This window comes from Stenotrophomonas sp. YJH_SMC_6 (assembly GCF_059371335.1).
On the sequence record NZ_JCAFUM010000015.1, the window covers coordinates 1 to 14589 of the forward strand.

Consider the following 14589-nt stretch of genomic DNA (forward strand, 5'->3'; position numbering starts at 1 on the left):
AATAAGAAGTGCTCGACTATGGACGGTCAAACGGGCATTTTTATGGTGGTTCATCCGGGCTCTTTGGGGTCTGGAGAGGTGTGGTAACCACCATTTTCCAAAGATGTCCCGGATGAACAACGTACAGAGAGATCACAACTACCGCACCCGCGACATCCTGCTGGTGGAAGCGGTGGCCACGCTGGTGGCCGGCGTCTGCGGTGGCGTGGCGCAGACCACGCCGTACATCGGCCAGCCGGCGTACAAGCACATGGGTGCGCGCAGCGGCTACACGCTGCTGACCGGCCTGTTCGTCGGCATCGGCGGCATGCTCGGCATCATCTCCGGGCTGGTGCAGTGGCTGCCGCTGGCGGTGCTGGCACCGATCATCGTGTACGTGGCCATCGATATCACCACCCAGGCCTTCCAGGCCACGCCGCGTCACCACACCGGTGCGATGGTGTTCGGCTTCCTGCCGTCGGTGGCCTACCTGCTGGCGATCAAGGCACCCGGCTGGATCGCGCCGGACCAGCTGCCGCAGCTGCTGACCAAACTGGATGGCCACGGTCTGCCCGAGCTGGCGGTGATCTTTACCCTCGGCAACGGCTTCATCATCACCTCGATGCTGTGGATTTCGGCGGTGGCGGCGATGGTCGATGGCCGCCTGCGCCGTGCCTGCGGCTTCCTGCTGGTGGCTGCGGTGCTGACCCTGTTCGGCCTGATCCACTCGGTGGATCCGCGCGGTGGCATCTACCTGCCGTGGGAGCTGGACGGCCTGGCGCGCATCATCAGCTGGCAGTTCGCTGGTGCCTACGTGGCACTGGCGTTGCTGCTGGGGTTGCTTTCGCTGCAGAAGCAGCCGGTGCAGCCGCTGGGTGAAAACAACTGACCCAACGGTAGTGCCGGCCGCTGGCCGGCATCCTCATGGGCTTCGGTCGGATCGTGCAGCTGCCGGCCAGCGGCCGGCACTACCGCTCTCCATCCAGTTCCGGGTAGTGGCGGAAGATGCCGTTGGTGTTGAACGGCAACCGCCGCTCCGAGGCCAGATAGGCGGCGATGTTCGGCCGCTTTGCCACCCGCTCCTGCAGCGCACGCAGCAGGGGCAGGGTCGGCGCCAGTGCCTGCATGCGGCGCGGGAACATGTAGTCCAGTCCGCTCAGCAGCTGGAACAGCGACAGATCAACATAGGAATGCTCGCGCAGTGCGTGGCGGCCACCATTGGCGGCCAGCACCTGCTCGAAGTAGCCGAGGAACTTCGGCAGCCGTTCGCCACGCAGGGAGGCGGCCCGTGCCTTGGCTTCGGTCTTCTGCTCTTCGTAGTACTTCGATGCGGCGATCGGATGGTGGGTGTCGTGCACCTCGGCTACCAGATCAGCGATGGTCAGCTGCAACTGCAGTGCCTGCATCCGCCGCGAGGCCGCCTGCGGCACCAGGTCAAGCGGCGGGCCGAGAAAATCCAGGATCGCGGCGACCTGTGCAATGACCTGGCGGCCCGCCTTCAGGAATGGCGGCGCGAAGGGCTGCGCACCTTCACTGCTGCCATCGAGAAACGGCTGCATCACCGCATCGCCGTGCTCCCGCGCCATGTCGATGTAGTCGGCACCGGCATCCTCCAGCGCAAGCCGCACGAACTCGCCACGGCCCTGGATGCCGGTCCAGTAATACAGCGCGTACTGCATCGCAGTGCCTCCACAGAACAAGGCTCACAGCCTCGCGCGCTGCATGCAAAGCAAGTGTGAGCACGGCCTTGCTGCAGGCCTCAACCCGAACGGCAGCGGAACAGGCGGGGAACCGGCTGCAATCGGTGGGGTCACACCTTCATCATGCGTGTGAAACGAGGTGCTGCATCATGCAGAGTGGAAAGGCGGTATGGCCCTGGGTGTTGGGCGTGGTGGTGATCGGTGGTGCCGGTGGTTGGCTGTTCCGCGATCAGCTGAAGCGCCTGGCAGACGGTGTTTCGGTGCCGGTGCAATCAACCCCCGCCAGTACCGGCGCGCCGCCACAACCGCAGGCGGCCGCGGAACCCGCGCCAGCACCGCCCGCGATCAGGCATCCGCTGGATACCGAGGCCGCAGCCGATCCGGCGCTGCCGAAGCTGGCTGACAGCGATGCCGCGGCCTGGGGCGCATTGAGCCAGCTGTTCCAAGGCGAAGGTCCGCTGACCCTGCTGCTGCGCGATCATCTGATCCAGCGCCTGGTCACCCAGGTCGACAACCTGGACAAGCCCAGCGTGCCGCCGACTGCGCTGGCCGCGCGGCCGCTGCCGGGCAACCTGCAGGTCGAACCCGCCGAGGGCGGCGAACGCATCGCCGCCAGCAACGCGGCGCGCTACGCGCCCTACGTGCAGGCCTTCACCGCGCTGGACCCGGCGGCAACGGCCACCGCCTACAAGCGCTTCTATCCGCTGATCCAGCAGGCCTATGTGGACCTGGGCCGGCCCGACGGGTACTTCAACGACCGCCTGGTCGCGGTGATCGACCACCTGCTGGACACCCCGGAACTGGCCCAGCCCCCAGTGGTACAGCGCGATGAACGCGGCCGCTACCGCTTTGTCGATCCCACCCTGCAGTCGCGCTCGATCGGGCAGAAGGCGCTGCTGCGGATGGATGCCGCCCAGGCGCGGGCGGTCAAGCAGCAGCTGCGGGCGATCCGCAGCGCGATCACCCGCTGAGCCCGTTCACCGCGTGGAACTGATCGGGATCAACGCGCCGACCACACCGGTTCCGGCATGCTGGCCGAAGCCTGACTGGCCTCGGGGTGCAGTCGCAGCCACCCTTGAAACCGGGTGGGGCAACCGCATCTTTCCAGCATCGCCGGCGCGGGCCGGCCCTGATGACCGATGAGGATTCGCAATGCGGATGGACAAGCTCACCTCGCGTTTCCAGCAGGCGCTGGCAGACGCACAGTCGCTGGCCGTGGGCCGCGACAACAGCATCATCGAACCCGTTCACCTGTTCAGCGCGCTGCTGGACCAGCAGGGCGGCAGCACGCGTCCGCTGCTGGCCCAGGCCGGGGTGAACGTGCCGGTGCTGCGCGAGCGCCTGACCGAGGCGCTGGATGCGCTGCCGAAGGTGTCCGGCCAGGCTGGCAACGTCTCGATGGGCAACGACCTGGGGCGCCTGCTGAACCAGACCGACAAGCTGGCCCAGCAGCACGGGGATGCCTTCATTGCCAGCGAGTGGTTCGTGCTGGCGGCGCTGGACGACGGCGGCACGCTGGGCATGGCGCTGCGCGCCGCCAGTGCCGACAAGACCCGCCTGCAGGCGGCGATCGACAAGCTGCGCGGCGGCGAGAACGTGCAGTCGGAGAATGCCGAGGAACAGCGCCAGGCGCTGGAGAAATACACCATCGACCTGACCGCGCGTGCCGAGAGCGGCAAGCTCGACCCGGTGATCGGCCGTGACGAGGAAATCCGCCGCACCATCCAGGTGCTGCAGCGCCGGACCAAGAACAACCCGGTGCTGATCGGCGAACCCGGCGTGGGCAAGACCGCGATCGTGGAAGGGCTGGCCCAGCGCATCATCAACGACGAAGTGCCCGAAGGCCTGCGCGGCAAGCGCGTGCTGTCGCTGGACATGGGCGCGCTGATTGCCGGGGCCAAGTTCCGCGGCGAATTCGAGGAGCGCCTGAAGGGCGTGCTCAACGACCTGGCCAAGAACGAAGGCCAGATCATCCTGTTCATCGACGAACTGCACACCATGGTCGGCGCCGGCAAGGCCGATGGCGCGATGGATGCCGGCAACATGCTGAAGCCAGCGCTGGCACGCGGCGAGCTGCACTGCATCGGCGCCACCACGCTGGACGAATACCGCAAGTACATCGAGAAGGATGCTGCGCTGGAGCGTCGTTTCCAGAAGGTGTTCGTGGGCGAGCCGTCGGTGGAGGACACCATCGCGATCCTGCGCGGCCTGAAGGAAAAGTACGCCGTGCACCACGGCGTGGAGATCACCGATCCGGCCATCGTCGCGGCTGCGACGTTGTCCAACCGCTACATCACCGACCGCCAGCTGCCGGACAAGGCCATCGACCTGATGGACGAAGCCGCCTCGCGACTGCGCATGGAGATCGACTCCAAGCCGGAAGAGCTGGACCGCCTTGAGCGCCGGGTGATCCAGCTGAAGATCCAGCGCGAGATGCTGAAGAAGGAGAAGGACGAAGCCTCGCGGCAGCGCCTGGCCGACCTGGAGAACGACATCGACGGGCTGGAGCGCGAGTTCTCCGACCTCAATGAAATCTGGAAGTCGGAGAAGGCCGCGCTGCAGGGCGCGACCAAGATCAAGGAACAGGTCGAGCAGGCCAAGCTGGAGCTGGAGGCCGCGCAGCGCCGCCAGGATTTCGCCAAGATGAGCGAGATCCAGTACGGGCTGCTGCCGCAGCTGGAAAAGCAGCTGGCCGCGGCCCAGGAGGCCGAGCACAAGGACTTCAAGCTGGTGCAGGACCGCGTGACCGACGAGGAGATCGCCGAGGTCGTATCGCGCTGGACCGGCATCCCGGTCAACAAGATGCTCGAAGGCGAGCGCGACAAGCTGTTGCGCATGGAAGAGGTGCTGCACAACCGCGTGGTCGGCCAGGAAGAAGCGATCAAGGTCGTCTCCGATGCCGTGCGCCGTTCGCGTGCGGGCCTGTCCGATCCGAATCGCCCGGCCGGCTCGTTCCTGTTCCTCGGCCCGACCGGTGTCGGCAAGACCGAGCTGTGCAAGTCGCTGGCCGAATTCCTGTTCGACAGTGCCGACGCGATGATCCGCATCGACATGAGCGAATTCATGGAGAAGCACAGCGTGGCCCGCCTGATCGGCGCGCCTCCGGGCTACGTCGGCTACGAGGAAGGTGGCTACCTGACCGAGGCCGTGCGTCGCCGTCCGTACTCGCTGATACTGCTGGACGAAGTGGAGAAGGCGCATCCGGATGTGTTCAACATCCTGCTGCAGGTGCTGGACGATGGCCGCCTGACCGATGGACAGGGCCGTACCGTGGACTTCCGCAACACTGTCATCGTGATGACCTCGAACCTGGGCTCGCACCAGATCCAGGACATGAGCGCCGACGACAGTCCGGAGGCCTACACGCAGATGAAGGCGGCGGTGATGGGCGTGGTACAGGCGCACTTCCGTCCGGAGTTCATCAACCGCCTGGACGACATCGTGGTGTTCCACCCGCTGGACAAGCAGCAGATCAAGCAGATCGCGCGCATCCAGATGCGTGGGCTTGAGAAGCGGCTGGCCGAGCGCGGGTTGAAGCTGGCGGTCTCCGATGCGGCGTTCGACCTGCTCGGCAACGTCGGCTTCGATCCGGTCTATGGCGCGCGCCCGTTGAAGCGTGCAATCCAGTCGCAGCTGGAGAATCCGCTGGCACAGCAGATCCTGTCGGGTGCTTTCGTCAACGGCGATACCATCGAAGTCGGAAACGACGGCGGCCGCCTGGTGTTCGCCAAAGCGTGATTCACACGGGGCGCCGCCTGGCCGCAGCGCCCCGTTTCCTGCGAAGTATGCCGGGCCATGCCCGGCGCTCACTCAGAAGCGGTGCGTATAGCCGCTCATCAAGCCGAACTGGTTCGCCTTCTGCACGATCGGGCTGTCGGCGGCATCACCGAGCAGGCGCGTGCCTTCGGCCGAGATGTACCAGTTGCCGTTGCGGCCCACGCGGTGGCTCCACTTCAGGCCGACACCGGCACTGACCAGGCCGGCTTTTGGCTTGTGCTCGGCAAAGCCGGTACGCGCCGCCTGTTCCGGGCTGACGCCGTACCAGGTCTGCATGTAGCCGCGGTTGCCGTAGTCGGTGGACACGCTGCCGCTGACCACGCCGCCGGCCAGGTCGAACAGCGGCATGCTCAGGTTCAGATGGATCTGCTGGGTGGCCAGGCCGTTCTCTGCCTTGTCCTCGTCCTTGCGGGTGAACTGCCAGGAGCCGCTCAGCACGGCTTCGCCCAGCGTATAACCAGCCGAGACGCCGACCAGGGGACGGGCATCGATATCACCCATGCCGCGCAGGAAGTCGGAACCGCCGAGCAGCGAGTCCTTTTCCTTGCGGATGCCGCTGGCGCCGACATACGCGCGCACGCGGGTGTGCTCGCCGATGGAGGTGCCCCAGCCAATGCCACTGGTGCCCAGAAACCATCCACCCGGCGAGGTGACATCAAAGGACAACGACGGCGTCGCACGATACTCCTCGCTGCCGCTGTAGCGCGGCGCCACGCCACCGCCGGCAGCGACCTCGAAGGTCCAGTGGTCATCCTTGGCGTGGGCGATCGGTGCGGCGAACAGCGGCAACAGGGCCAGGCAGAGCAGGGCGGGGGAACGGCGGAGCTGGGACATGGAAACTCTCGACAATGGGAGGAAGGCAGCGCGCGCATCCGGCGAGTGCTGCAGGGTCGCTAGCGTGGCGATACGCCGGCGACCGATCCGTCCGCAGTTGTGCGGGAGTTGTAATCAACTGTAATCGCGCCCAGGGGCGTTCAGCTGGCAGCCAGCGGCCAGTGCATTTCCATGCGCGCGCCGCCCAACGTGGCGCGGCTGATGCGAAGTTCGCCGCCGTGGCGGACGGCAATGCGGCTGACGATGGCCAGGCCCAGGCCGAAGCCCCCGGTATCGCGGCTGCGGCTGTCATCCAGGCGGGTGAACGGGCGCATCACCTTCTCGCGATCGGCTTCGGCAATGCCGGGACCGTCGTCATCCACACGCAGGCAGGCACGGCCGCTGACACCGACCAGCGAGACTTCCACCTGCGAACGCGCATGGCGCAGCGCATTGCCCACCAGATTGCTGAGTGCCAGCTGCAGCAGGCGTGGTTCGGCATCCACCCGCGGCAACGCACTGGGCTGCACGCGCAGTACCACCCCGGCACGTTCGGCATCACGGCGCGCATCGGCCAGGCAGGCCTGCAGCCAGTCGTTGGCTTCGATGCGCTGCATCGGCTCGCCCTCGCTGGGATGCTCCAGCCGTTCATAAGCCAGCAGTTCGCTGACCAGCCGGTTGAGCTCGGCCAGGTCACCGTGCAGGCCCCGCGCCAGCCGTTCGCGGCGTTCGCGGTCATCGCTGTCCTGCATCAGGTCCAGGCCGAAGGCCACGCGCGCGATCGGCGTGCGCAGCTCGTGGGAGATCGCATGGGTCAGGTCGCGCTGGCGCTGCACCAGTTCGGCCACGCGTGCCGCCATGCGGTTGGAGTGGTCGACGATGACCCGGATCTGCGAGCGTGGCGAGACCTGGGCACGTGCCTGCAGATCGCCCGAACCGATGCGGTCGGCATGCCGGCGCAGCGCTTCCAGGTCGCGCCAGAGCAGGCGCACCCACGCGTACAGGCTGGCGCCCACCAGCAGCAGGATGCTGAGGTAGGCGGCGATGGTCATGTACGTCGTCATCTGCACCGCGCCAGGCAGGCGCAGGTGCAGCCAGCGGCCATCGCTGCCCTCGATGGGCAGCAGGACCTGCTGGTATTGATCGCGCACGATGAAACCATCGGCCTTCACGGCCACCTGTTCCTGCGCGTCGAGTGCGGGAGGTTTGTCGAGCAGGGTCAGGGCGATGCCGTAGTGTGGCTGCCACTGCTGCAGGCGCTCACGCTGCTGGTCGGCATCCAGGCCGGCCAGGCCACTGCGCAGGGCGTACACCTGACCACGCACCTGCTGGACGAAGACGCGATCCTGCACGGGCGTGTAGATGCCGTCCAGGATGTGGTTGAGGAAGAACACCGACACCAGGAAGCAGGCACCCGTGATAAACCACAACCACAGGAACAGCCGCTTCATGCCGTCCAGGCCGACGGATTGAACTGGTAGCCACGGCCCCACACGGTCTTGATCCGCCGCGGTTCGCGCGCATCATCGCCGAGCTTGCGGCGCAGCTTGCCGATGCTGACATCGACACTGCGGTCCAGGCCGTCAAAGCCGATGCCGCGCACCGCCTGCAGGATCTGGTCGCGCGAAAGGATCTGCCCCGGCTGGCTGGCCAGCAGCCACAGGATCTCGAATTCCGTGGTGCCCAGCTCGACCGGCTGACCGTGCAGGTGCACTTCGCGCTGCATGCGGTCGATCAGCAGTTCGCCATGCATCAGACGGCTGGGTGTACCGGTGTTGCTGCTGCCATGACGGCGGCGCAGCAGGGCGCGCAGGCGGGCCAGCAGCAGGCGCGGCTCGATCGGTTTGTGCACATAGTCATCGGCGCCCGATTCCAGGCCCAGCACCTGCTCGATGTCGTCTTCGCAGGCGGTCAGCATCAGGATCGGCACGTCGGAGAAACCGCGGATCTGCCGGCACACGTCGATGCCGCCGAGGCCGGGCAGCATCAGGTCCAGTACCACCAGCTCGGGCGCATGCTGGCGGCAGGCCGCGCCGGCAAGGTCACCGCGCGCCACATGCTGCACGGCGAAACCATGTTCGTGGAGATAGTCGCTGACCAGTTCGGCCAGGCGACGGTCGTCCTCCACCAACAAGACCTGGGTCGGGGTACCGTTGGCGGTGGGTGTCCAAGGGGATGGCTGCATGCGCGTGGGGCCTCCGTGCCCGGGCAGGAGCGCCCGGCGGCGAAGCCTATCAACGCCCCGTGACCGCTGCCTGAATCGCGGCCAACCTGATAACCCCCGGTATGGACGTCATCGCCAGCAGCTTTCAGCGGCCGGCGACGGCTGGCCTATGGTGGCGGTTTCCCCGGATGGAGCCTGGCGCAATGAGCGACCCGCAGTGGCAACTGGAAACCCTGGCCGTACACGGCGGCTACCGTCCCGACCCGACTACCCGCGCGGTGGCGGTGCCGATCTACCAGACGGTGGCGTATGCCTTCGATGACACCCAGCACGGCGCCGACCTGTTCGACCTGAAGGTACCGGGCAATATCTATACGCGCATCATGAACCCCACCACCGACGTGCTGGAGCAGCGCCTGGCCGCGCTGGAAGGCGGCATCGGTGCGCTGGCGCTGGCCTCGGGGCAGGCCGCGATCACCTATGCCATCCAGACCATTGCAGAGGCCGGCGACAACATCGTTGCCTCCAGCGCGCTGTACGGCGGCAGCCTCAACCTGCTGGCGCACACGCTGCCGCAATACGGCATCCAAGCGCGCTTTGCTGATCCGGCTGATCCTTCTGCGTTCGCCGCGCTGATCGACGAGCGCACCAAGGCGGTGTTCGTCGAATCGATCGGCAACCCGCGCGGCAACGTCACCGACATCGCTGCGATTGCGGAGGTCGCGCACGCCGCTGGCGTGCCGCTGATCGTCGACAACACCGTGGCCACGCCGTTCCTGCTGCGCCCATTCGAGCACGGCGCCGACATCGTGGTGCATTCGCTGACCAAGTACCTGGGCGGCCACGGCACCAGCCTCGGCGGCGCGATCATCGATTCCGGCCGCTTCGACTGGACCGCACAGCCCCAACGCTTCGCGCGGCTCAACCAGCCCGACCCCAGCTACCACGGCGTGGTCTATACCGAAGCCCTGGGGCCAGCGGCCTACATCGGCCGCGCGCGGGTGGTGCCGCTGCGCAATACCGGCGCTGCGTTGTCGCCGTTCAATGCGTTCCTGATCCTGCAGGGCATCGAGACCCTGGCCCTGCGCATGGAACGCATCAACGCCAACGCACTGGCCGTCGCGCAGTTCCTGAAGTCACACGCAAAGGTGGCTTGGGTGCGCTATGCCGGGCTGGCCGACGATCCCGAGCACGCCGCCGCGCAGCGCTATCTGGGTGGGCACGGCTCGGGCGTGCTGACCTTCGGCCTGCCGGGCGGGCGCGAGGCAGGCGCACGTTTCCTTGACGCGCTGAAATTGTTCACCCGCCTGGTCAACCTGGGCGATGCGAAGTCACTGGCCACCCATCCCGCCTCGACCACCCACCGCCAGTTGGATGCGGCGGAGCTGGCCAAGGCCGGCGTCAGTGAAGACACCGTGCGGCTGTCGATCGGCATCGAACATATCGGCGACCTGCGTGCCGACCTGGAGCAGGCCCTGGCCGGCGCCTGATAGCCACACGCTTGGTCGTCATCGCCACAGGCGATCACCACCGGCGCCGCGATGGGTTACGGTGGAACTGCCTCTCCAAGGCGTGGCAACGTGGCGATCCAGATCCCCGGTCGATGCGGGTCGACCGGGGATTTTTTTGTTTCCGGGGTCAGATCCGTTTTCCTGTGGAAAACGGATCTGACCCCATGCGCCGCCGTGTCGACCAAGGTCGACACCCACCAACAGCAGCCGGGACGCGCCCCGCCATCCAACGGAGAGTGAGCTTTTGCCGTTGCCGTTGACGTTGATTCGGCAGGTGCAGGGCTGCAAGCCCTGCCGCACGCACACCCCTCACACCACCGGAATACTGTGCTGGCCCAACCCGCGATACGGCGGCGTGGCCATCACCATCTCCGCCAGCGAATACGCCAGCTCGCGCTCGGCCATCACCGTGCCATCGGCGCCATGCTCCAGCAGATGCTTCACCTCGGCGTCGCTGTGCGCACGCGCCAGCAGGGTCAGGTCCGGGTTGATCGCCCGCAGCTTGGCCAGCGCCTCACCGGCTTCCAGCGGCTGCGGAATCGCCAGCACCGCGATCTTGGCCCGCTCCGGATGGGCCTCGGCCAGCACCCGGTCGGCAGCGGCACTGCCGCGGATCGCCGCCAGGCCCTTGGCGTGCGCCTGCTCGACGTGTTCCTTGTTGTCATCGATCACCAGCACCGGCACGCCACGGTCGCGCAGCACCTGCGCCAGTTCGCTGCCCACCCGGCCATAGCCGATCACGATGGCGTGGTCATGCAGGTCGCGCGACGGGCCGATCGCTTCGGGCGGCTCGGGTACCTGCGGAGACTGCTCCTGCTTGGCCTGCCAACGGTCGAGCAGGCCGAACACCAGCGGGTTGAGCATGATCGACACCAGTGCCCCGGCCAGCACCAGCGACTGGCCTTCCTTCGGCAGGATCTGCAGCGCCACGCCGAGGCCGGCGATGATGAAGGCGAACTCGCCGATCTGCGCCAGGCTGGCCGAGATGGTCAGCGCGGTGCTGGTCGGGTGGCCGAACGCACGCACGATGAAGAACGCGGCGGCCGACTTGCCGAACATGATGATCAGCACCGTGGCCAGCACCTGCCACGGGTGCTGCACGATGATGTTGGGGTCGAACAGCATGCCGACCGACACAAAGAACAACACCGCGAACGCATCGCGCAGCGGCAGCGAATCATGCGCGGCCTTGTGGCTCAGCTCCGATTCGTTGAGCAGCATGCCGGCAAAGAACGCGCCCAGCGCGAACGAGACGCCGAACAGCATCGCCGAGCCGAACGCCACGCCCAGCGCGATCGCCAGCACGGACAGGGTGAACAGCTCACGCGAACCGGTACCGGCGATGCGTTCCAGGATCCACGGGATGACCCGGCGCCCGACCACCAGCATCACCGCCACGAACAGGCCCAGCTGCACGAAGGTCCAGCCGATGTCGGCCAGCACGCTGCCCAGCGAGTGCGATTCCTTGGCCGCGTCGGGGCCGAACACGCCGGCCATCACCGGCATCATCACCAGTGCCAGCACGCAGGCCAGGTCTTCGACGATCAGCCAGCCGACCGCGATCTTGCCGCGCATCGTCTCCAGCAGGCGGCGTTCTTCCATCGCCCGTAGCAGCACCACGGTGCTGGCGGTGGCCAGCGAGAAACCGAAGATGACGCCATGGATGGCCGGCCAGCCCATCAGCGAGGCCACGCCCCAGCCGAGCAGGGTGGCCACTGCGATCTGCCCAATGGCACCGGGAATGGCGATGGCCTTGACCGCCATCAGGTCCTTCAGCGAGAAGTGCAGGCCGACACCGAACATCAGCAGCATCACGCCCAGTTCGGCCAGCTGGTTGGCCAGCGCCTGGTCGGCGACGAAGCCGGGGGTGAACGGACCTACGCAGATGCCAGCAACCAGGTAACCGACCAGGGGAGACAAGCGGAGCTTGTTGGCCAGCGCGCCGAAGATGAAGGCGAGCCCCAGGCCAACGGCCACGATGTTGATCAGGTCGGTGTCATGGTGCATCGGCACTCGCAGAAAGCAGGGGGATACCCCGATTTTCACCGAAGCGGCCAGATACGGCAAACCCGCCGTCCACGTGCCGTGGCCGGAGGGTTTGCCCACGCATTTCTCTTCTACCCCCGCCTTCGGAGCGCCCCTTCAACAAGAAGGGGCTCTCCTCCAGATGCGGCGAGGGGATGCCGGCCAGCGGCCGGCACTACCAGAGCGGCGCCGGGCAGGGCCCGGCACGCCCGTTACCGCTTACCAGGTGTACTTGATCCGCCCGTACACATACGCGCCGTTGAAGCCGAACGGCGAGTAGTTGCTGTACGGCAGCATGCCGAAGGTCGAGTTCTGCAGGTCTTCGGTGCGGTCCGGGTACTTGTCCAGCAGGTTGTCGGCGCCCACGGTCAGGGTCCAGTTGCTGCTCGGCTTGTAGCTGGCCGAGGCATCCACCACCCAGGCGTCGCCGTAGGTCTGGTCACGCAGCGCGGTGGCCGAGTTGCGCACGGTGAATTTGCCGTAGCGGGTGGCGGCCAGGCCCAGTTCCCAGTGGTCCGAACGCCAGGTGCCGCTCAGGATCGCCTTGTCGCGCGGGTAGCTGTCCTCGATGCGGCCAATTTCGTCGCGACCGATCAGCGACTGGGTCAGGCCCAGCGTTCCGAACACCGCCGGGGTGCCGCCAACGCGGCGCACTTCGGTGTCGTTGTAGCTGTATGCAGCGGTCAGCTCCAGGCTGCTGGCGTTGAACGGCACCGTATAGCTGGACACGAAGTCGACGCCACGGGTGCGCGTATCCAGGCCGTTGGTGAAGTAGGAGAACGCGGTCACCTGCGGCAGGCCCAGGGTGCCCAGCAGCGCGCTGGTGGCCGCGTTGGTGGTGATGCTGGACGACAATGCGATGCGGTCATCGATGTCGATCTGGTAGGCGTCGACGGTGATGTACAGGCGGTCGACCGGCTGCAGCACCAGGCCCAGGCTGTAGGAGGTGGAGGTTTCGGCCTTCAGCGGCGAGGCGCCCAGCGCCTGTGCGGCCGGGCTGGTGGTCGGGAAGGTACCGCGCTCGACGAACACGCCATTGAGGAACTGGCTGGTGACCGCCTGGTAGCCCTGCTGCGCCAGCGACGGTGCACGGAAGCCACTGGAGGCGGTGGCCCGCAGCGCGACCTTGTCGGTGAATGCATAGCGCGCCGACAGCTTGCCGGAGAAGCGGTCGCCGAAGTCCGAGTAGTCCTCGTAGCGGCCGGTGATGCCGGCCGAGAACTTCTCGGTCAGGTCCGCTTCCAGGCCAGCATAGACCGCGTAGTTGTGGCGGTCGGCATGCACTTCATTGGTCGGGGTGAAGCCCGCGAAGCCCTGCGCGCCGCTGCCGGTGTACGAGTTCAGTTCGCCCGGGTTCTGGTCCCACTTTTCCTTGCGGTACTCACCACCGAAGGACAGCGTGACCGGGTAGGCCAGGCCCCAGTCCAGCGACTTGGTCAGGTCGGCATTGAAGATGTCCTGCTGGTACTTCAGCGTGCCGTCATAGAACGAGCGCGGGCTGGTTGCGCCGAGGCTGTAGTTGATGCTGTTGCGGGTGTGGAAGTCGAGGGTGTTCTCACCGTGGTTCAGGCTCAGGTCCCAGGTCCAGCCGTTGTCGGTGTTGCCCTTGACCCCGGCCACCAGCGAGCGGTCCTTCGAATACTGGTTGATCTCCGGCACGAAGCCGTCGGGGTAGGTCTGTGCCAGCAGCGCGCTCTGCCCGCTGTGGTTGCGCGAACGGTAGAACGCGAACGAGGTGATGTCGCGGTTGCTGAGCAGCGCGCTGGCGTAGCCGGTCACGTGGTCGCTGAAGTCGAAGCTGGCGTTGGCCGACGCGGCGGTGGCATCCACGCGCGGGTCGCCGACGATGAAGGTCTTCTGGCCGATGCTGGGGAAGTTGCCGGTGTTCGGGGTGGTGCCGCGGTACGGGCCGGCGCGGTTGCTCTCGTCCTGCTGGCTGATCTGGCCAGCCACGTGCACGCGACCACGGCCGTTGCCGAACTCGACGCCGGTATCGCCGGAGAGCTGGTACTTGTTGCCGTCACCGGCCGAGTACTGGCCGTAGTCCACGGCCAGGCTGCCGCCACGGCCGCTGCCCTTGAGCACGATGTTGATGACGCCTGCAATGGCGTCCGAGCCGTACTGTGCCGACGCACCGTCGCGCAGCACTTCCACGCGCTCGATGGCGGCGATCGGGATCGCATTGATGTCCACCGCCGACGAGCCACGGCCGATGCTGCCGTTGACGTTGATCATCGCCGAGGTATGGCGGCGCTTGCCGTTGACCAGCACCAGCACCTGGTCCGGCGACAGGCCGCGCAGCTGCGCCGGGCGCACGCCACTGGTGCCGTCGGTCAAGGCCGGGCGCGGGAAGTTCAGCGAGGGCAGGGCGCGTGACAGTGCGGTGGCCAGTTCACCGGTGCCGGTGGACTGCAGCACTTCAGGGGTGATGATGTCGATCGGCGACTGCGATTCGGCGACGGTGCGGTCGGCCACGCGGGTGCCGGTGACGATCACCGTGTCCAGGGTGTTGGCGGCGGTGCCGGCCTGCTGGGCAGCGGCAACGAACGGAGAGCCACCGAGTGCGACAGCGACGGCGGCGGCGATCAGGCTGGTCTTGCGGGTCATCGGGATGGGGCTC

At 66.8% G+C, this 14589-nt stretch carries 9 protein-coding genes and 1 pseudogene; 4 read left to right on the forward strand and 6 right to left on the reverse strand.

Annotation, left to right across the window (positions count from 1 at the left end):
- Positions 1-136 precede the first annotated feature (136 nt).
- A pseudogene (locus AC5P9N_RS17005) lies at positions 137-868 on the forward strand (hypothetical protein); the annotation flags it as partial.
- Positions 869-947: 79 nt separating this feature from the next.
- On the opposite strand, the gene AC5P9N_RS17010 reads toward AC5P9N_RS17005, so the two are convergent.
- Positions 948-1658, reverse strand: coding sequence for a glutathione S-transferase (locus AC5P9N_RS17010; RefSeq protein ID WP_060380491.1), 711 nt, complete (start codon positions 1656-1658; stop codon positions 948-950).
- A 170-nt stretch (positions 1659-1828) separates the two neighbouring features.
- On the opposite strand from AC5P9N_RS17010, the gene AC5P9N_RS17015 reads away from it, so the two are divergent.
- Both AC5P9N_RS17015 and clpB read left to right on the forward strand, forming a co-directional pair.
- Positions 1829-2650: a DUF3014 domain-containing protein gene (locus tag AC5P9N_RS17015; RefSeq protein ID WP_060381031.1), complete on the forward strand. Its 822-nt coding sequence runs from the start codon at positions 1829-1831 to the stop codon at positions 2648-2650.
- A 181-nt stretch (positions 2651-2831) separates the two neighbouring features.
- On the forward strand, positions 2832-5417 hold the full coding sequence (gene clpB, locus AC5P9N_RS17020; protein ID WP_164212718.1) for an ATP-dependent chaperone ClpB: 2586 nt from the start codon (positions 2832-2834) through the stop codon (positions 5415-5417).
- A 72-nt stretch (positions 5418-5489) separates the two neighbouring features.
- On the opposite strand, the gene AC5P9N_RS17025 is transcribed toward clpB, so the two are convergent.
- The 3 genes from AC5P9N_RS17025 to AC5P9N_RS17035 all read right to left on the reverse strand — a co-directional run bounded on the left by AC5P9N_RS17025 (position 5490) and on the right by AC5P9N_RS17035 (position 8454).
- Positions 5490-6290, reverse strand: a complete 801-nt coding sequence (locus tag AC5P9N_RS17025; protein ID WP_005410774.1) for a MipA/OmpV family protein — start codon at positions 6288-6290, stop codon at positions 5490-5492.
- 140 nt (positions 6291-6430) lie between these two features.
- Positions 6431-7720: an ATP-binding protein gene (locus AC5P9N_RS17030; RefSeq protein ID WP_024957833.1), complete on the reverse strand. Its 1290-nt coding sequence runs from the start codon at positions 7718-7720 to the stop codon at positions 6431-6433.
- Positions 7717-8454, reverse strand: a complete 738-nt coding sequence (locus tag AC5P9N_RS17035; RefSeq protein ID WP_043035115.1) for a winged helix-turn-helix domain-containing protein — start codon at positions 8452-8454, stop codon at positions 7717-7719. The genes AC5P9N_RS17030 and AC5P9N_RS17035 overlap by 4 nt, the downstream gene beginning before the upstream one ends.
- Before the next feature lie 182 nt (positions 8455-8636).
- On the opposite strand from AC5P9N_RS17035, the gene AC5P9N_RS17040 reads away from it, so the two are divergent.
- A complete protein-coding gene (locus AC5P9N_RS17040) occupies positions 8637-9923 on the forward strand; it encodes an O-acetylhomoserine aminocarboxypropyltransferase/cysteine synthase family protein (RefSeq protein WP_005410771.1) in 1287 nt (428 codons plus the stop codon).
- Between the two features lie 330 nt (positions 9924-10253).
- On the opposite strand, the gene ybaL is transcribed toward AC5P9N_RS17040, so the two are convergent.
- Both ybaL and AC5P9N_RS17050 read right to left on the reverse strand, forming a co-directional pair.
- Positions 10254-11951, reverse strand: a complete 1698-nt coding sequence (ybaL, locus tag AC5P9N_RS17045) for a YbaL family putative K(+) efflux transporter (protein WP_005414286.1) — start codon at positions 11949-11951, stop codon at positions 10254-10256.
- A gap of 237 nt (positions 11952-12188) precedes the next feature.
- Positions 12189-14576, reverse strand: a complete 2388-nt coding sequence (locus AC5P9N_RS17050; RefSeq protein ID WP_043035114.1) for a TonB-dependent receptor plug domain-containing protein — start codon at positions 14574-14576, stop codon at positions 12189-12191.
- Positions 14577-14589: the final 13 nt, after the last annotated feature.

What these genes read in the sequence shown, in the direction of transcription:
- AC5P9N_RS17040 (WP_005410771.1), top strand. Translation starts at nt 8,637, where the DNA reads ATGAGCGACCCGCAGTGGCAACTGGAAACCCTGGCCGTACACGGCGGC.
- AC5P9N_RS17035 (WP_043035115.1), bottom strand. Translation starts at nt 8,454, where the DNA reads ATGCAGCCATCCCCTTGGACACCCACCGCCAACGGTACCCCGACCCAG.
- AC5P9N_RS17015 (WP_060381031.1), top strand. Translation starts at nt 1,829, where the DNA reads ATGCAGAGTGGAAAGGCGGTATGGCCCTGGGTGTTGGGCGTGGTGGTG.
- AC5P9N_RS17025 (WP_005410774.1), bottom strand. Translation starts at nt 6,290, where the DNA reads ATGTCCCAGCTCCGCCGTTCCCCCGCCCTGCTCTGCCTGGCCCTGTTG.
- clpB (WP_164212718.1), top strand. Translation starts at nt 2,832, where the DNA reads ATGCGGATGGACAAGCTCACCTCGCGTTTCCAGCAGGCGCTGGCAGAC.
- AC5P9N_RS17030 (WP_024957833.1), bottom strand. Translation starts at nt 7,720, where the DNA reads ATGAAGCGGCTGTTCCTGTGGTTGTGGTTTATCACGGGTGCCTGCTTC.
- ybaL (WP_005414286.1), bottom strand. Translation starts at nt 11,951, where the DNA reads ATGCACCATGACACCGACCTGATCAACATCGTGGCCGTTGGCCTGGGG.
- AC5P9N_RS17050 (WP_043035114.1), bottom strand. Translation starts at nt 14,576, where the DNA reads ATGACCCGCAAGACCAGCCTGATCGCCGCCGCCGTCGCTGTCGCACTC.
- AC5P9N_RS17010 (WP_060380491.1), bottom strand. Translation starts at nt 1,658, where the DNA reads ATGCAGTACGCGCTGTATTACTGGACCGGCATCCAGGGCCGTGGCGAG.